Source organism: Pseudomonas sp. EA_105y_Pfl2_R69 (genome assembly GCF_963970915.1).
In the GTDB taxonomy this organism is placed as follows: domain Bacteria; phylum Pseudomonadota; class Gammaproteobacteria; order Pseudomonadales; family Pseudomonadaceae; genus Aquipseudomonas.
The window spans coordinates 533,647-550,880 of the sequence record NZ_CAXAOO010000004.1; the positions used below are offsets into that span (position 1 = coordinate 533,647).

General features: G+C 64.5%; 18 protein-coding genes and 1 tRNA gene. 13 read left to right on the forward strand and 6 right to left on the reverse strand.

The features are described 5' to 3' along the window. Positions 1-2: 2 nt before the first annotated feature. The 9 genes from AACY13_RS14585 (at position 3) to AACY13_RS14625 (ending at position 7,913) form a co-directional block, all read left to right on the forward strand. Positions 3-944, forward strand: a complete 942-nt coding sequence (locus tag AACY13_RS14585; RefSeq protein WP_339462294.1) for a MerR family transcriptional regulator — start codon at positions 3-5, stop codon at positions 942-944. A 14-nt stretch (positions 945-958) separates the two neighbouring features. After that, the gene (gene phrB, locus AACY13_RS14590; RefSeq protein WP_339462354.1) at positions 959-2,410 is read left to right on the forward strand and encodes a deoxyribodipyrimidine photo-lyase; all 1,452 of its coding nucleotides are present in this window, start codon (positions 959-961) and stop codon (positions 2,408-2,410) included. After that, positions 2,407-2,829, forward strand: a complete 423-nt coding sequence (locus tag AACY13_RS14595) for a nuclear transport factor 2 family protein (RefSeq protein ID WP_339462295.1) — start codon at positions 2,407-2,409, stop codon at positions 2,827-2,829. The genes phrB and AACY13_RS14595 overlap by 4 nt, the downstream gene beginning before the upstream one ends. After that, positions 2,826-3,605 (forward strand): SDR family NAD(P)-dependent oxidoreductase, encoded by a 780-nt coding sequence (locus AACY13_RS14600; RefSeq protein ID WP_339462296.1) that lies wholly within the window; start codon positions 2,826-2,828, stop codon positions 3,603-3,605. Before AACY13_RS14595 ends, AACY13_RS14600 begins: the two co-directional genes overlap by 4 nt. Further along, positions 3,602-4,849 (forward strand): NAD(P)/FAD-dependent oxidoreductase, encoded by a 1,248-nt coding sequence (locus tag AACY13_RS14605; protein WP_339462297.1) that lies wholly within the window; start codon positions 3,602-3,604, stop codon positions 4,847-4,849. The genes AACY13_RS14600 and AACY13_RS14605 overlap by 4 nt, the downstream gene beginning before the upstream one ends. Continuing rightward, on the forward strand, positions 4,849-5,649 hold the full coding sequence (locus AACY13_RS14610) for a DUF1365 domain-containing protein (protein ID WP_339462298.1): 801 nt from the start codon (positions 4,849-4,851) through the stop codon (positions 5,647-5,649). Before AACY13_RS14605 ends, AACY13_RS14610 begins: the two co-directional genes overlap by 1 nt. Continuing rightward, positions 5,636-6,907: a cyclopropane-fatty-acyl-phospholipid synthase family protein gene (locus AACY13_RS14615; RefSeq protein ID WP_339462299.1), complete on the forward strand. Its 1,272-nt coding sequence runs from the start codon at positions 5,636-5,638 to the stop codon at positions 6,905-6,907. Before AACY13_RS14610 ends, AACY13_RS14615 begins: the two co-directional genes overlap by 14 nt. A gap of 25 nt (positions 6,908-6,932) precedes the next feature. Further along, positions 6,933-7,460 (forward strand): DUF2878 domain-containing protein, encoded by a 528-nt coding sequence (locus AACY13_RS14620; RefSeq protein WP_339462300.1) that lies wholly within the window; start codon positions 6,933-6,935, stop codon positions 7,458-7,460. 141 nt (positions 7,461-7,601) lie between these two features. Further along, positions 7,602-7,913, forward strand: coding sequence for a YkgJ family cysteine cluster protein (locus AACY13_RS14625; RefSeq protein WP_339462301.1), 312 nt, complete (start codon positions 7,602-7,604; stop codon positions 7,911-7,913). A 190-nt stretch (positions 7,914-8,103) separates the two neighbouring features. Here AACY13_RS14625 and AACY13_RS14630 read toward each other — a convergent pair whose 3' ends face one another. From AACY13_RS14630 to hemA, 6 genes are all read right to left on the reverse strand, one after another. Further along, a complete protein-coding gene (locus AACY13_RS14630) occupies positions 8,104-8,616 on the reverse strand; it encodes an acyloxyacyl hydrolase (protein WP_339462302.1) in 513 nt (170 codons plus the stop codon). A 94-nt stretch (positions 8,617-8,710) separates the two neighbouring features. Further along, positions 8,711-9,511: a glutamate racemase gene (gene murI / locus AACY13_RS14635; protein ID WP_339462303.1), complete on the reverse strand. Its 801-nt coding sequence runs from the start codon at positions 9,509-9,511 to the stop codon at positions 8,711-8,713. Then, complete coding sequence (locus AACY13_RS14640) at positions 9,501-10,256, reverse strand: molybdopterin-synthase adenylyltransferase MoeB (protein WP_339462355.1); 756 nt, start codon at positions 10,254-10,256, stop codon at positions 9,501-9,503. Before AACY13_RS14640 ends, murI begins: the two co-directional genes overlap by 11 nt. Positions 10,257-10,275: 19 nt before the next feature. Next, positions 10,276-11,109, reverse strand: coding sequence for a peptide chain release factor N(5)-glutamine methyltransferase (gene prmC / locus AACY13_RS14645; protein ID WP_339462304.1), 834 nt, complete (start codon positions 11,107-11,109; stop codon positions 10,276-10,278). A gap of 192 nt (positions 11,110-11,301) precedes the next feature. Further along, positions 11,302-12,384, reverse strand: coding sequence for a peptide chain release factor 1 (gene prfA / locus AACY13_RS14650; RefSeq protein WP_339462305.1), 1,083 nt, complete (start codon positions 12,382-12,384; stop codon positions 11,302-11,304). A 9-nt stretch (positions 12,385-12,393) separates the two neighbouring features. Continuing rightward, positions 12,394-13,689, reverse strand: a complete 1,296-nt coding sequence (gene hemA / locus AACY13_RS14655) for a glutamyl-tRNA reductase (protein ID WP_339462306.1) — start codon at positions 13,687-13,689, stop codon at positions 12,394-12,396. Positions 13,690-13,910: 221 nt separating this feature from the next. Here hemA and AACY13_RS14660 point away from each other — a divergent pair, with 221 nt between their 5' ends. From AACY13_RS14660 to AACY13_RS14675, 4 genes are all read left to right on the forward strand, one after another. Then, positions 13,911-15,641, forward strand: coding sequence for a tetratricopeptide repeat protein (locus tag AACY13_RS14660; protein ID WP_339462307.1), 1,731 nt, complete (start codon positions 13,911-13,913; stop codon positions 15,639-15,641). Continuing rightward, complete coding sequence (gene lolB / locus AACY13_RS14665) at positions 15,641-16,258, forward strand: lipoprotein insertase outer membrane protein LolB (protein WP_339462308.1); 618 nt, start codon at positions 15,641-15,643, stop codon at positions 16,256-16,258. Before AACY13_RS14660 ends, lolB begins: the two co-directional genes overlap by 1 nt. Then, a complete protein-coding gene (ispE, locus tag AACY13_RS14670; RefSeq protein ID WP_339462309.1) occupies positions 16,255-17,130 on the forward strand; it encodes a 4-(cytidine 5'-diphospho)-2-C-methyl-D-erythritol kinase in 876 nt (291 codons plus the stop codon). The genes lolB and ispE overlap by 4 nt, the downstream gene beginning before the upstream one ends. A 27-nt stretch (positions 17,131-17,157) precedes the next feature. Then, positions 17,158-17,232 (forward strand) — tRNA-Gln (locus tag AACY13_RS14675). The last annotated feature ends 2 nt before the right edge of the window (positions 17,233-17,234 follow it).

Here is a 17,234-nt window from a genome sequence, read left to right on the forward strand (position 1 = left end):
CCATGGACGAGCTCACCGACAGCCCTGCCCCCGGCGGCGACGACTACCAAGCCGCCCTGGCCCAGGGCTATGTGCCGATCCGCGAAGTGGCGCGCATTACCGGGGTCAACGCCGTCACCCTGCGCGCCTGGGAACGCCGCTACGGCCTGATCGTGCCGCACCGCACGCCCAAGGGTCACCGCCTGTATTCCGCCGACCATGTGGCACGCATCCAGGCGATCCTCACCTGGCTCGGCCGCGGGGTTTCGGTCAGCCAGGTCAAGGGGCTGCTGCGCAGCGGCCAGCCGGTTTTCAGTGAGGCCGGCTCGCTCTGGGAAGAGAAGCGCCAGCACCTGCAGGAGAGCATCTGCAACCTGAGCGAGCGCCGCCTGGACGACTGCTTCAACCGCGAACTGGCGCTCTACCCGCCGCGCACTTTGTGCCAGCAACTGCTGATGCCGCTGCTGGAAGAACTGGAACTGCGCTGGCGCAACCAGTTCGGGGCCCAGGCCGAACGGGTGTTCTTCTACTCCTGGCTGCGCAGCAAGCTCGGAGCGCGCCTGTACCACAACAATCGCCAGTACCACGGCGCGCCGCTGCTGCTGATCAATGTCTCTGACCTGCCCATGGCCCCCGGCCTGTGGCTGACCGCCTGGCTGGCGAGCAGCGCCAACTGCCCGGTGGACGTCTTCGACTGGCCGCTGCCGCCGGCCGAACTGGCCCTGGCGGTGGAACATATCCAGCCCCGCGCGGTGCTGCTGTATTCCAGCCAGGCGCTCAATACCACCCACTTGCAACGCTTGCTGGCCGGCTATGACTGCCCCTGCCTGATCATCGGCCAGGCGGTGCAGATCCACCGACAGGAACTGTGCAGCCTGGCCGCGCAGAACCCCGACCTGAGCCTGGCCGCCGATCCGCTGGCCGCGCTGCAAAGCCTTGCCGACTTGAACCTGCTGAACAGCTGATGGGACATACCATGCTGCAATTGATCTGGTTTCGTACCGACCTGCGGGTGCAGGACAACAGCGCCCTGACCGCCGCCATGAGCAGCGGCCCGACCGTGGCGCTGTACCTGCTCAGCCCCGGCCAGTGGCTGGCCCACGATGACGCGCCGAGCAAGGTCGACTTCTGGCTGCGCAACCTCAAGGAGCTGGCCAGCGAGCTGGGCAAACTCAAGGTGCCGCTACTGGTGCGCACGGCCGATAACTGGAGCGCCGCGCCACAGGTGATCGGCGAGCTGTGCCAGCAGCTGCAGGTCGGCACGGTGCAGGTCAACGAAGAGTACGGCGTGCATGAAAGCCGTCGCGATCAGGCCGTGGCCGAGGCGCTGGATGGCCTGGGGGTGCATTTGCGCAGCCATCTGGATCAGCTGTTGTTCAAACCCGGCAGCGTGCTGACCAAGTCCGGGGGCTATTTTCAGGTCTACAGCCAGTTCCGCAAGGTCTGCTATCAGCGTCTGCATACCGCCCTGCCAGCGCTGATCGCCACGCCTAAAGCGCAGTCCCCGCTCGCGATCCAAGCGGATGCCATACCCGATCAGGTTACTGGCTTCACCCCGCCATCAGCCGCCCTGCGTCGGCTTTGGCCCGCCGGTGAAAGCGAAGCGCAGCGGCGTCTGGATGATTTCGCCGCGCAGCAGATCGACTTCTATCAAAGCGCCCGCGACTTCCCCGCCCAGGCCGGTACCAGCCAGCTGTCCGCCTACCTGACCGCCGGGGTGATCTCGCCGCGCCAGTGCCTGCATGCGGCGCTGCAAGCCAACCAGGGCGAGTTCGACAGCGGCAATCTCGGGGTGATCACCTGGATCAACGAGCTGCTCTGGCGCGAGTTCTACAAGCACATCCTGGTCGGCTACCCGCGCGTGTCCATGCACCGCGCCTTCCGCGCTGAAACCGAGGCCGTGGCCTGGCGCAACGCCCCGCAGGAGCTGAAAGCCTGGCAGCAAGGCCGCACCGGTTTCCCGCTTATCGATGCGGCCATGCGCCAGCTGCTCGCCACCGGCTGGATGCACAACCGCCTGCGCATGGTCGTGGCGATGTTCCTGACCAAGAACCTGCTGATCGACTGGCGCGAGGGCGAGCGCTTCTTTATGCGCCACCTGATCGACGGCGACCTGGCGGCGAACAATGGCGGCTGGCAATGGAGCGCCTCCACCGGCACCGATTCGGTCCCCTATTTCCGTATTTTCAACCCGCTCAGCCAGTCCGAGCGGTTCGACCCGGACGGACGTTTTATCCGCCACTGGCTGCCCGAACTCGAGGGCTTGAGCAAGAAACATATCCACCAGCCGAGCGCCGCGCTGCCCAGTGGCGGCGGGCTGTTTGGCGGCGCGGACTACCCGCGGCCCATGGTCGACCTGAGCGCCAGCCGCGCGCGTGCCCTGGCGGCCTTCAAGCGCCTGCCGCACCTGGCCGGCGAGGAGGCACGATGAGCGACTTCCTGCGCCAGTTCGCCCAGCGCTTTGCCGGGTTGAACAAGGACAACCTCGAACACCTGGACCAGCTCTACAGCGATGACGCGCTGTTCTGCGACCCACTCCACGAGGTGCGCGGCCTGGCCAATATGCGGCGCTATTTCGCCGAACTGTACGCCAACGTCAGCGAACTGCGCTTCGACTTCTACGGTTTCGACCAGGTGCGCGACGGCGAAGGCTACCTGCGCTGGACCATGAGCTACCGCCACCCGCGCCTGGCCGGCGGCCAGCTGATCCGCGTGGAAGGCTGCTCGCACCTGTTGTGGCACAGCAAGGTCTATCGCCACCGCGACTATTTCGACGCCGGCAGCCTGCTCTACGAGCACCTGCCCTTGCTCGGCTCGGCAATTCGCTGGCTGAAACGGAGGCTGGCATGAACGCGAACGCACGGCGTATCTGGCTCACCGGTGCCAGCAGTGGCATCGGCGCAGCCCTGGCCGAACAACTGCTCGAACAGGGTCACCGCCTGGCACTCAGCGCCCGCAGCATCGAGCCCTTGCAGGTCCTGGCCAAGCGCTTTCCTGAACAAGTGCTGGTGGTCGCCGGCGACCTCGGCAATGCCGAGCAGGTACGTGGCATTGGCGAGCATATCGGCCAGGTCTGGGGCGCACTGGATTGCGCCATTCTCAACGCCGGCACTTGCGAGTATGTCGAGGTCAGCGCCTTCGAGGCGGCGATGATCGAGCGGGTGATGCGCGCCAACCTGCTTACTGCCAGTTATTGCATCGAGGCCGCCCTGCCCCTGCTGCGCCTGGGCAACCGTGCACATCTGGTTGGTGTCGGCAGTTCGGTGACCTACCTGCCGCTCCCGCGCGCCGAAGCCTACGGTGCCTCCAAGGCCGCCATGCGCTACCTCATGGAAACCCTGCGCATCGACCTGCGCGCCGAGGGTATCGCCGTGACCCTGGTCAGCCCGGGCTTTGTCGACACCCCGCTGACGCAAAAAAATGATTTCCCCATGCCCATGCGCTGGCCGGTGGAAAAAGCCGCTCGGCATATCGCCGAACGGCTGCACCGGCAGCCGTTCGAGATCAACTTCCCCGGCCCCTTTATCGCCATGCTCAAGCTGCTCGGCCATCTACCCAAGCGCTTGCAGGTGGCCATCGGCACCCGCATGGCCCGCAGCGAAGCCACGACCAAGGACAACTCATGAAGATCGCCATTATCGGCAGTGGTATCGCCGGTTTGACCAGCGCCTACCTGCTCAACCGCAGCCACGCCATCCGCGTATTCGAGGCCGGCGACTGGATTGGCGGGCACACCCACACCGTGGATGTGCAGGTCGATGGCCAGCGTTATGCCGTGGACACCGGTTTTATCGTGTTCAACGACTGGACCTACCCCAACTTTATCCGCCTGCTGGGCAAGCTCGGCGTCGGCTTCAAGGCCACCGAGATGAGCTTCTCGGTCAGCGACCCGGTCAGCGGCGTGGAGTACAACGGGCATAGCCTCAATACCCTGTTTGCCCAGCGCCGTAACCTGCTCTCACCGAAATTTATCGGCATGGTCCGCGACATCCTGCGCTTCAACCGCGAGGCGCTGAACGACCTCAACCTGCAACGCATTGCCAGCACCATGACCCTGGGTGACTACCTCAAGGCCAATGGCTACAGCGAGCGCTTTATCCAGCACTACATCGTGCCCATGGGCGCGGCGATCTGGTCGATGTCGCTTAACGACATGCTCGGTTTTCCCCTGCAATTCTTCGTGCGCTTCTTCAAGAACCACGGCCTGCTGTCGGTCAGTAATCGGCCGCAGTGGTGCGTGGTCGAGGGCGGCTCCAGCAGCTATATCGCGCCGCTGACCGAGTCCTTCAAGCAGCATATCCGCCTCAACTGCGCGGTTAGCCGGGTCGAGCGTGATGGCGACGGCGTCACCGTCCATAGCGCCGCCGGAGCCGAGCGCTTCGACAAGGTGATCTTCGCCTGCCACAGCGACCAGGCCCTGGCCCTGCTGGCCGCACCCACGCGAGTCGAGCAGGAAATCCTCGGCGCGCTGCCCTATGCCGATAACGATGTGGTGCTGCACACCGACACCCGCCTGCTGCCGCAACGGCCACTGGCCTGGGCCAGCTGGAACTATCGCCTGGGCGGCCCGGCCAGCCAATCTGCCGCCGTCACCTACGACATGAATATCCTCCAGGGCATCCAGAGCGCCACCACCTTCTGCGTCAGCCTGAACCAGACCGCCGCCATCGACCCGAGCAAGATCCTCGCCCGCTACACCTACGCCCACCCGCAATACAGCCTGGCCGGCATGGCCGCGCAGGCGCGCTGGGAGGAACTGCTCGGTGCCCACCACAGCTACTTCTGCGGTGCCTACTGGGCCAACGGCTTCCACGAAGACGGCGTGGTCAGCGCGCTGCGCGTGGCCCGTGAATTCGGCGAGGCACTGTGATGAACAGCGCCCTCTACAGCGGCTGGGTGCAGCACCGGCGCTTTGCCCCGCGCCGGCACAACTTCCGCTATCGCATGGGCCTGCTCTATCTCGACCTGAGCGAGCAGGACGCGCTGCTGGCGCTGTCGCCCCTGGCCGGGCGCGGGCGCTTTGCCCCCTTCTCGTTCCGCGAAAGCGATTACCTGCCGCAGTTCACCGGGGCCGGCATAAGGCTCATCGATGCCGTGCGCCAGCGCGTCACTGAAGCGCTGGGCCGTACGCCGCTGGGGCATATCTGCCTGCTGACCCAGCCGCGCAGCTGGGGCCTGGCCTTCAACCCGGCGAGTTTCTTCTATTGCCATGAGGCCGATGGCCAGCTGGCGGCGATTCTCTGTGAGGTCAGCAACACCCCCTGGCGCGAGCGCTATCACTACGTGTTGCCGGCCGCAGGCACGGGCCATCAGCACGTCGCCGTGGCCAAGGCGTTTCACGTTTCGCCCTTTCTGCCGCGCGAGCTGGAATATCGCATGAGCTTCAGCCCGGTTGGCGAACGCCTGGGCCTGCATATGGCCGACTGGAACGGCGAGGAGAAAGTCTTCGACGCCAGCCTCAGCCTGCAACGCACCCCGCTTACCCGCGCCAGCCTGCACCGCTACCTGCTGAGTTTCCCCTGGATGACCGGCAAGACCCTCGCCGCCATCTACTGGCAGGCCCTGCGCCTGCTGCTCAAACGCATCCCCCTGTTCAGCCACCGGGCCGCCGACGGTGAGTTCCGCGTCGCCCGCCCTGTCGTGAAGGAAGTGCACCATGAAAAGCTCTAGCCTGACCTCCGCTAAAAATGTTGTGCGTACTGGCAGCGGCATCGGTGCCGGCCTGTTGCGCCGCGCGGTGCTGCGCCAGCTCAAGCAGTTGCGCCATGGCCAACTGGTGATTATCGAAGGCGACGAACGCCTGCAGTTCGGCGACGCCCACTCCAGCCTCAGCGCCGAGATCCAGGTGCTCGACCCGGCGACCTGGGGCCTGGTGGCCGGCAACGGCTCGATCGGTGCCGGCGAGGCCTATATCCACGGTTACTGGAGCACCCCGGACCTGACCGCGGTAATCCGTGTATTCGTCAGCAATCTGCAGGTGCTGGATGCCATGGAGGGCGGCCTGGCTCGCCTCGGCCGCCCTCTGATACAGGGGTTGCACTGGCTCAACCGCAATACCCGCAAGGGTTCGCGCAAGAACATCGCCGCCCACTACGACCTGGGTAACGAGCTGTTCGAGCAGTTCCTCGATCCGACCATGATGTATTCGGCGGCCATGTTCCAGGGCCCGGACGACAGCCTGGAACAGGCGCAGCTGCACAAGCTCGAACGCATCTGCCAGAAGCTCGCCCTGAAACCCAGCGACCATCTGCTGGAAATCGGCACCGGCTGGGGCAGCATGGCGATCTATGCCGCCAGCCACCATGGCTGCCGGGTCACCACCACCACCCTGTCCCGCGAGCAGTTCGCCTATACCGAAAAGCGCATTGCCGAGCTGGGCCTGCAAGGTCAGATCACCCTGCTGCTGGAGGACTACCGCGACCTCACCGGCCAATACGACAAGCTGGTGTCGATCGAAATGATCGAGGCCGTCGGCCATCGTTTTCTGAGTAACTATTTCGAGCAGTGCGCCAAGCTGCTCAAGCCCGATGGCCTGATGCTGCTGCAAGCCATCACCATCCGCGACCAGCGTTATGAACAGGCGAAAAACAGCGTCGACTTTATCCAGCGCTATATCTTTCCCGGCGGTGCCCTGCCCTCGGTGCAGAAGATGCTGGAAATAGTCACCGACAAAACCGATATGAACCTGCACCATATGGAGGATTTCGGCCTGCACTACGCGCGCACCCTGCGCCTCTGGCATGACAACCTGCGCCAGGCCCGGCACAAACTCGAACAGCTCGGCTACGACGACTGCTTCTATCGGCTGTGGGAGTTCTACCTGTGCTATTGCGAGGGCGGCTTTATCGAGCGCACCATCGGCACCGCGCAACTGCTGCTGGCCAAATCGGCGGCCCAGCCCCAACCGCTGCTGGGCCGATTGCGCTGATCGCCCGTTACCCGAGGACCCCTGGATGGCCAAACTGATCGTTAATACCCTGCTGTTCCAGCTCGGCTGGTGCGCCTGCGTGTTCGGCGGCGACACCCTGTGGCTGCTGATTGTCGCAGCGGTGCTGGCGGTGCATCTGCTGTGGACCAGCAGCTGGGCGGCGGAAGGCAAACTGCTGGTCAGTGTTTTTATGGCCGGCAGCGCCCTGGACAGTTTCCTGCTCAACCTCGGGGTATTCGATTTCGGCGAACCACGTACGCTGATTCCGCTGTGGTTGGCCTGCCTGTGGCTGCTGCTGGGTACCACCCTCAACCACTGCCTGGCCTGGACCGCCCAACCCTGGTGGCGCGGCAGCCTGCTGGGGGCCGTGGCCGCGCCGCTGTCCTACTATGCCGGCGCACGGGTCGCCGGCGTCGACCTGCCCTACGGCACCTGGCAGAGCCTGCTGCTGATCGGCGCGATCTGGGCCCTGGTGATGCCCGTTCTGCATGGCTTCGCCAGGCTCTATCGTGCGCAATACGAGCAAAAGCTGCGCACTCGCCAATCCACGTAGGGTGGATGGCCACCCCGTGGAAAACCGCGAAGCGTTTTCCACCAGCGCAGCGCCTCACAACCATGGTGGATGGGTAAAGCGCCATCCACCCTACGTCGGCAGCTAGCATCGCCAAAGCAGTGATGGCGTACACTGCGCGCCATGAGTCAATCCATTCCCCATATCCAAGTGCCGAGCGAACCGGCCGTCAGCTGCAGCAACTGCGCGGCCTGCTGCTGTCAGCTTGAAGTGATGCTGATCACCGATACCGGCGTGCCACCGCGCTATATCGCCACCGACGACTGGGGCGGCGAAGTCATGCTGCGCCTGGACGATGGCTGGTGTGCGGCGCTGGATCGCGACAGCATGCGCTGCACCATCTACGAGGTGCGCCCGCTGATCTGCCGCGAATTCGAAACCGCCTCCCCCGAATGCCTGGACGAGCGCAAGGGCATGACGGAAATCTATCGCTGAACCCGATCAAAGCTGCAGCGACAGAAGCTCATGCACGAGCGGACCATGCCCGCGAAACGCATCGCGGCCATGGCCCGCGCCTACAGGTACCCACAAAGCCGATAGTCGCAATGCCCCCCAGTTTGCTGCGCTACAGCAGGGTAGCTGGACGGCGGGGATCGCCTACACAACGCTGGCAGGCTCAAACCATCTAGAAACTCACGCGGTAATGCAGGGTATAGGCCTCGCTGCCGTCGTTCGGCTGCTTGAGCCCGGCATTGGAATAGTGCACGGCTCGCAGGCCGATTTCCTGATCGGCGAAACGCACCCCGAAGCCGAGGCGATCCTCGAACTGGAAGGACGAACCCAGGTCGTTGTCCTCCAGCTCGGTGCTGGCGAACAGGGCCACGCCGATACCGGCCTCGACATAGGGCCTGAACGTCTCGCCGGCGAATTCGTAGACCAATACCGGGCTGAAGGACAGGCTATGGTTGCTGGCCGTCTCGTCACCCTGCCAGTAGGTGTAGCCGGCATCCCAATAGCCGGTGAGGCGACCGCTGTCGTACTGACGCAAGGTACCGAAATCGAACTGGGTGCCCAGGCGATAGACCATGGTCGACTCACCGGACTGGCCGACGGCGAACGTCACATCGGCGGCCTGTACGGCAGCCACGCTCCCCAGAGATAGCGCCGCCACTGCGGCCAAAGAAGACAACTTGTTCATGGCACCGTCCTTTTTTCAGCAGAATAAGGAGAAGTCCGTGTTGCGCTGCCTGAAGTATAGAAATCTTTGATCTAAATAAAAGTCGACCGATACGTCACAGCGCCTGAACCTCGGCCGCCTGGCCCCATAACCGCGGCAATACCGCCTGCATCAGCCGGGGCTCGCCGCTGGACCAGAAGCGCGCCGCCTCGGCCGGCCCAGTGGCCAGCAACTCGCGCTCGCTGAGCAGCCGCTGCAGTTGCCGGGCCACTGCCGCGCCGGTGTCGATCAGGCTGATCGATTCGGGCACCAGGCTGCGCAGCAGCGGCTTGATAAAGGGGTAATGGGTGCAACCGAGGATCAGCGTGTCGCAGCCTTCGGCCAGCAGTGGTAGGGCAAAGCCCTGCAGCAACTCACGGGTGGCCGGGCTGTCCAGCTCGCCGGCTTCGATACGCTCGACCAGCCCCGGACAGGGCTGGGTAATCACCCGTACATCGCTGGCAAAGCGGTCGAGCAAAGCGGCGAACTTGGCGCTTTTCAGGGTTCCGGTGGTGGCCAGTACGCCGACCACGCCCGTTTGGGTCGCCGCCGCCGCCGGCTTGACCGCCGGTTCCATGCCGATAATCGGCAGCTGCGGGTACAGCTCACGCAACTCGGCCACCCCCGCCACCGTGGCGGTATTGCAGGCCAGCACCAGGGCCTTGGCCCCTTGGGCGAGGAGAAACTCGGCCAGCCCCCGGCAGCGCTCGCGAATAAATTCCGGGCTCTTTTCGCCATAGGGCACATGGCCACTGTCGGCCACATAGAGCAGCGACTCATTGGGCAGCAGTGCGCGAATCTCGCCCAACACCGACAGACCACCGACGCCGGAGTCGAACACGCCAATCGGCGCGTCTCTTGATACGTTACTCGGCATGGCCGCCACAGACGCTGCAAGCCGGATCGCGCTTGACCCGCAGCTCACGGAAACGACTGCCCAGGGCATCGATCAACAACAGGCGGCCGACCAGCGGCTCGCCAAACTGCGCCAATAGTTTCAAGGCTTCCAGCGCCTGCAGGCTGCCGACCAGCCCCACCAGCGGGCCGACCACCCCGGCCTCGCTGCAGGTCAGTTCGGCTTCGCTGCCGTGGCCGTAGATGCAGTGGTAGCAGGGGCTGTCATCGCGCCGCGGATCGAACACCGAGAGCTGGCCTTCCAGGCGAATCGCCGCGCCACTGACCAGCGGCACCTTGGCGGTCACGCAGGCGGCGTTGACCGCCTCGCGGGTGCTGAAGTTGTCCGAGCAATCCAGCACCACATCCACCGCCGCCACGGCGGCGGCCAGGGAATCGCTGTCCAGGCCCTGGGGGTGCAGTTGCAGCCTGAGCTGCGGGTTGATCGCCAGCAGGCGCTTGCTTGCCGAGTCGACCTTGCTCAGGCCGATGCTCTGGGTGTCATGGGCGATCTGCCGCTGCAGATTGGTCAGATCGACCGTGTCGAAATCCGCCAGGTGCAGCTCACCGACGCCTGCGGCCGCCAGATACAGCGCCACAGGCGAACCCAGGCCGCCGAGGCCGATGATCAGCGCACGGCTGTTTTTCAGGCGCAGCTGGCCGGCGATATCGATCTGTTGCAGGAGGATCTGCCGGCTGTAGCGCAGCAGTTCCTCGTCATTGAGCATGTCCTGCGGGTTCATAGCGTCACTCATTAATCAAGCGTCCCAGACTGATGCGCTCGTGGCCGCCCAGGTCACGCCGGCTTTCCACCGCGCCAAAGCCGCGCGCGCTAAGCAGCGCGCGCACCGCCGCGGCCTGGTCGAAGCCGTGCTCCAGCAGCAACCAGCCGCCCGCTTCAAGATAGCCCGGTGCCTGGGCAATGATCAGGCGAATATCGTCCAGGCCATCCGCACCCGCCACCAGCGCGCTGCTCGGTTCGAAGCGCACATCGCCTTCGCCCAGGTGACGATCATCGGCGGCGATATAGGGCGGATTGCTGGCGATCAGCTGATAACGCTGGCCGGCAAGGGCACTAAACCAGTGGCTTGCAACAAAGCCGGCATTGGCCAACTTGAGTCGTGCGCGATTGCGTTCGGCCAGGGCCACCGCCTCGGGCACACGGTCCACACCCGTGACCTGCCAGGCCTGGCGCTCGCTGGCCAGGGCCAGGGCAATCGCACCGGTGCCGGTACCCAGATCGAGCACCTGCGCGGGCGTGGCCGGCAGCAGCGCGAGAACTGTTTCCACCAGCAGCTCGGTGTCCGGACGCGGGATCAGGGTGTGCGCGGCGACCTCCAGCTCCAGGTTCCAGAAGCCCTGCTGGCCAAGAATATAGGCCACCGGCTCGCCGGCCTGACGCCGCGCCAGCATCGCCTCATAACGCTCAAGCTGCGGCGCATCGAGTTCGCGCTCCGGCCAGGTATGCAAATAGCTGCGCGACTTGCCCAGGACATGGGCGAGCAACAGCTCGGCGTCCAGCCGCGGGGTCGGCGAGTCGGGTAGTGCGGCAGCGTTGAGCAGCGATTCGATGGTGGGCATATTTTTCTCGTAGGGGGGATCGGGGCACGTCGCTCGCGCTTTATCGATCCACCGTGCGGGCTCCTGGTGGATGAAAAAGCGCCATCCACCCTACGTACTTTATCGATCCACCGCAGACTTCTGGTGGATGAAAAAAGCGTCATCCACCCTACGTGGCGCATGGCGTAGGGTGCGCCGTGCGCACCGCAGGACTTAATCGCCCAGCGCAGCCAGCTGATCGGCCTGATATTCGACCAGCAGCGGCTCGATAATCGCCTCGACACCGCCGGCAATCACTTCGTTGAGCGAATACAGGGTCAGGTTAATGCGGTGATCGGTCACCCGCCCCTGCGGAAAGTTGTAGGTGCGGATCCGTTCGGAGCGGTCGCCGGAGCCCACCAGCAGCTTGCGCGAATCGGAAATTTCCTTGTGCGCGGCGGCTTCCTGCTGATCCTTCAACTTGGCCGCCAGCCAGGCCATGGCCTTGGCGCGGTTCTTGTGCTGCGAGCGTTCTTCCTGGCACTCCACCACGGTACCGGTGGGGATGTGGGTGATGCGGATCGCCGAGTCGGTGGTGTTGACGTGCTGACCACCGGCACCGGAGCTGCGGTAGGTGTCCACACGCAGGTCGGCCGGGTTGATATCGATAGCCATCTGCTCATCCGGCTCGGGCAACACCGCGACGGTGCAGGCCGAGGTGTGGATGCGGCCCTGGGACTCGGTTTCCGGAACGCGCTGCACGCGGTGCGCGCCGGACTCGAACTTGAGCTTGCCGTAGACGTTGTCGCCCTCGACCCGGGCAATCACTTCCTTATAGCCGCCGTGCTCGCCTTCGCTGGCCGACAGCACTTCCACCCGCCAGCCCTGCTTCTCGGCGTAACGCGAGTACATGCGGAACAGGTCGCCGGAGAAGATCGCCGCCTCGTCGCCGCCGGTACCGGCGCGCACTTCGAGGAACACGTTGCGCCCGTCGTTGGGGTCCTTGGGCAGCAGCATGCGCTGCAGGCTGGCTTCCAGCTCGATCAGTTGTTCCTTGGCCTCGGCGACTTCTTCCTCGGCCATCTCGCGCATGTCCGGGTCGCTGTCCTTGAGTAGCGCCTGGGCACCTTCGAGGTCGGCCTGGACTTTGCGGAAAGCACTGAACGCCTGGTACACCGGTTCGATCTCGGCGTACTCCTTGGAATAGGCGCGAAACTGCGGCTGATTGCCGATCACTTCGGCATCGCCGAGCAACGCGGTCAGTTCTTCGAAACGATCCTGCAACAGGTCGAGTTTATTGATCAGTGACGCTTTCATTGCAGACCTTTATTTATTGGCCGAACTGCTATGGGTAGAAGCAGGCGACGCGCCCTCGTCCAGGGCAAAGAGTTCTTGAGCCACGCCCAACGCATCGACGCGGCCATCGGCAGAGAATTTTTTCAGCTGCACGCTGGGCGCATGCAGCAGCTTGTTGGTCAGGCCACGGGCCAACAGCGCCAATACATCTTCGGCCGAACTGCCGTTATTGAGCAGGCGCAGGGCCTTGCTCAATTCCTCGTCGCGCAGACGCTCGGCCTGCTGGCGGTAGGCGCGGAGCACATCCACCGCGGCCAGCTCGCGCAGGCGCTGCATAAAGTCCTGAGCGCCGATCGCCACCAGTTCCTCGGCGGCCTGAGCCGCGCCCTGGCGGCTCTTGAGGTTTTCCGCGATCACCTCGTGCAGGTCATCGACGGTATACAGGTAGACGTCGTCCAGCTCGCCGACTTCCGGCTCGATATCCCGTGGCACGGCGATATCGACCATAAAGATCGGCTTGTGCTTGCGCTGCTTCAGCGCCCGCTCCACCGCGCCTTTACCCAGGATGGGCAATTGACTCGCCGTGGAGCTGATCACGATATCGCTTTTGACCAACTCATCAGGGATTTCCGAGAGCAGCACGGCATGGGCCCCGAACTGTTCGGCCAGGTTGCTGGCGCGCTCCAGGGTGCGGTTGGCCACCACGATGCGCTTGATGCCCTGATCGTGCAGATGACGCGCGACCAGGCTGATGGTCTCGCCGGCCCCGATCAGCAGCGCCTGGCTGCGGTGCAGGTCGGCGAAGATCTGCTTGGCCAGGCTGACCGCGGCAAAGGCCACCGACACCGGGTTTTCGCCGATGGCGGTATCGGTGCGCACGGTCTTGGCGGTGCTGAAGGTGGCCTGGAACAGGCGCCCGAGCAGCGGCCCCAGAGTGCCGGCCTCGCGGGCCACGGCAAAGGCCGACTTCATCTGGCCGAGAATCTGCGGCTCGCCGAGGACCATGGAGTCCAGCCCGGAGGCCACGCGCATCATATGCCGCACGGCTTCGTCGTCGGCGTGGATATAGGCGCAGGCACGCAGCTCTTCGAGGCTCAGGCGGTGATAGGCGGCCAGCCAGGCCAGCACTTCATCGGCGCTCAAACCATCCTGTTCGAGGTAGAGTTCGCTGCGATTGCAGGTCGAGAGAATCGCCGCCTCCCGGCTGCTGGTGCGCTGACACAGCTGCTGCAACGCCTCAACCAACTGCTCGGGAGTGAAAGCCACGCGCTCGCGGACATCCACCGAAGCGGTCTTATGGTTGATACCGAGGGCAATAAAGGCCATGCAAGGTCGCTGACAGGGAGTGGAAGCCGGCAATTGTCCTACTTCGGCCAGGCGAGAACAACCACCGCCGGCTATTGTCCGATCAGGCTCTGCTGCCGCGTCTGAAACGGCAACAGGCTCCGAGCCAGGTTTATCTCTTAATCCGGATCATCCCAGCCCATGGGCTTGCCCTGGCGCTTGTGTCATGATGCCCAGACCGCAGGTTGGCCACATATTTCTCTATGAATAGATCCCTCGCCTTGCTGACTGCCGCTGCCTTGCTCAGCGGCTGCCAGACCTTTGCCCCCTCAGCCCCGGATGGCACGCCGCCGGTGGAAGACCCTGCCGTTGCGACGCCAGCCGAGCAGCCCCAGGTGTATGGCTCCTTCAGCCAAGACACCCTGCTGTCGCTGCTGACTGCCGAACTGGCCGGGCAACGCAATCGCTTCGACATTGCCCTGGGCAACTATGTACAGCAGGCCAAGGTGACCCAGGATGCCGGCGTCGCCGAGCGAGGCTTCCGCATTGCCGAGTACCTGGGGGCCGAGCAGGCCGCCCTGGAAACCAGCCTGCTGTGGACCAAGAATGCCCCCGAGAGCGTCGACGCCCAGCGCGCCGCCGCCGTGCAACTGGCCCGCGCCGGGCGCTACGACGAATCCATGCGCTTTATGGAGCGCGTGCTGCAGCGCCAGGGCGACACCCATTTCGACTTCCTCGCCCTGTCCGCCGCGGAAAGCGACCCCGATACCCGCGCCGGCCTGCTGCAGAGCTTCGCTCGCCTGCAGGAAAAATACCCCGACAACCATCAGCTGCTGTTCGGCCAGGCCCTGTTGCTGCAACAGGACGGTCGCGCCCAGGAGGCCCTGGAGCGCCTGGAGGGGCAACCCGTCAAGGACCGCCCCGTGGCCGCCATTCTGCTGCAGGCGCGCCTGCTGCAGAGCCTCGAACGCAACGGCGACGCCCTGATCCTGCTGGAGAAAGGCATCAAGCGGCACCCGGACGACAAGCGCCTGCGCCTGACCTACGCCCGCCTGCTGGTGGTCGAAGATCGCCTCGACGAGGCCAAGGGCGAATTTGCCTCGCTGCTGCAGCAGTTCCCCAACGATGACGACCTGCGCTTTTCCCTGGCCCTGGTCTGCCTGGAAGCCGAAGCCTGGCAAGAGGCAATCGTCTACCTGGAAGAGCTGGTCGAGCGCGACAATCACGTCGACGCGGCCCACTACAACCTGGCCCGCGCCTATGAAGCCCTCGATGAGCCCGACAGCGCCCTGATCGAATACGCCCTGGTCGGCCCCGGCAACGACTACCTGCCCGCCCAGTCGCGCCAGAGCGAGCTGCTGTTCAAGCAAAAACGTGGCGAGGAAGCGGCCCAGCGCCTGCGCCAGGCCCGGGAAAGCCAGCCCGATTACGCCATCCAGCTGTACCTGATCGAAGCCGAAGCCTGGAGCACACAACAGAACAACCAACGCGCCTGGCAGGTCATCGAGCAGGCGTTGGAACAGTTCCCCGAAGACCTCAACCTGCTCTACACCCGCGCCATGCTCGCCGAAAAACGCGACAACCTACCGCTGCTGGAGCAGGACCTGCGCTTTATCCTCGAGCGCGAGCCGGACAACGCCATGGTCCTCAACGCCCTCGGCTACACCCTGGCCGACCGCACCACGCGCTACGCCGAAGCCCGCGAGCTGATCGAGCAGGCCTACCAGCTCAACCCCGATGACCCGGCGATTCTCGACAGCCTGGGCTGGGTCAACTACCGCCAGGGCAACCTGGACGAAGCCGAACGCCTGCTGCGCAAGGCCCTGCAAGACTTCCCCGACCACGAAGTGGCCGCCCACCTGGGTGAAGTGCTCTGGGCCCAAGGCAAACAGAAGGAAGCCCGGAAAATCTGGCGCCAGGCCCTCGAACAGCAACCCGACAGTTCAATTCTGCGCAGTACCCTGCTGCGCCTGACCGGAGCAGAGACGCTTTGATGCTTGTGCGCCACCTGATAGTTTTCAGCCTGATTGCCCTACTCGCCGGCTGCGCCGGCCTGACCTCCCGCGAAGCCCTGGAAGGCCAGGGTGACGCCGGCCTCTGGCAGGCTCACAAACAGCAGATCGCCGGCCTCGACGCCTGGCAGATCAACGGCAAGGTCGGCATTCGCGCGCCCAAGGACTCCGGCAGCGGCACCCTGTTCTGGCTGCAACGCCAGGATTACTACGACATCCGCCTGTCCGGCCCGCTCGGCCGAGGTGCCGCGCGCCTGACCGGCCGCCCCGGTGCCATCCTGCTGGAAGTGGCCAACCAGGGTCGCTACCAGGCTGCCACCCCGGAACAGCTGATGCAGGAGCGGCTCGGCCTGAATCTGCCGGTCTCGCACCTGCTCTGGTGGATTCGCGGCCTGCCCTCGCCGGACAGCAAGAGCCGGCTGAGCCTGGATGCCGACAGCCGCCTGGCGCAACTGAGCCAGGATGGCTGGCAGGTCGAGTACCTGCGCTATACCGAGCAGAATGGCTTCTGGCTGCCGGAGCGGATCAAGCTCAGCGGCTTCGATCTGCAAGTCACCCTGGTGATCAAGGACTGGCAGCCGCGCCAGCTCGGCCAATGACCGCCCCGGCAATTCCCGCTGCCGCCGAACTGATTCTGCCGGCACCGGCCAAACTCAACCTGATGCTGCATATCCTCGGCCGCCGCGCCGACGGCTACCACGAGCTGCAGACCCTGTTCCAGTTTCTCGACTTCGCCGACGAGCTAGGTTTTGCCCTGCGCCAGGACGGCGAAATTCGCCTGCACACAGCCATCGACGGCGTGCCCCACGACAGCAACCTGATCGTGCGCGCCGCCCGCAGCCTGCAGCACGCCAGCGGCACCCGCCTGGGGGCCGATATCTGGCTGGGCAAGCGCCTGCCCATGGGCGGCGGCATCGGCGGCGGCAGCTCGGATGCCGCCACCACCCTGCTCGGCCTCGACCGGCTATGGCAGCTGAACTGGGACGAAGATCGTCTCGCCGCCCTCGGCCTAGGCCTGGGAGCCGACGTGCCGGTATTCGTGCGCGGCCACGCGGCCTTTGCCGAAGGCGTGGGCGAGCGCCTCACCGCCGTGGAGCTGGACGAGCCCTGGTTTCTCGTCGCCATACCGCAAGTCTTTGTCAGCACAGCAGAAGTTTTCTCCGACCCCGAGTTGACACGGGATACGCCGCCCATTAAAGTTCGCAGCCTTCTTGAGGGGGGTGGTCGTAACGACTGCCTGCCGGTGGTCCAGAAGCGTTATAAAGAAGTCCGTAACGCTTTGATCTTGTTGAACAATTTTGTTCCCGCAAGATTAACCGGCACTGGAGCTTGTGTGTTTGGGAGCTTCCCAAACCGGGACGATGCTGATAAAGTCGCCCGCCAACTTCCAGGCACTTTGCCAAGTTTCGTTGCCCAGGGTCGTAACATCTCGATGTTGCACCGCAAGCTGGAAAAATTGGCCAGGAAGTGAATGTGTTCTACCGAGTTGTACGGTTGTAGGGGCGTCGCCAAGCGGTAAGGCAGCAGGTTTTGATCCTGCCATGCGTTGGTTCGAATCCAGCCGCCCCTGCCATT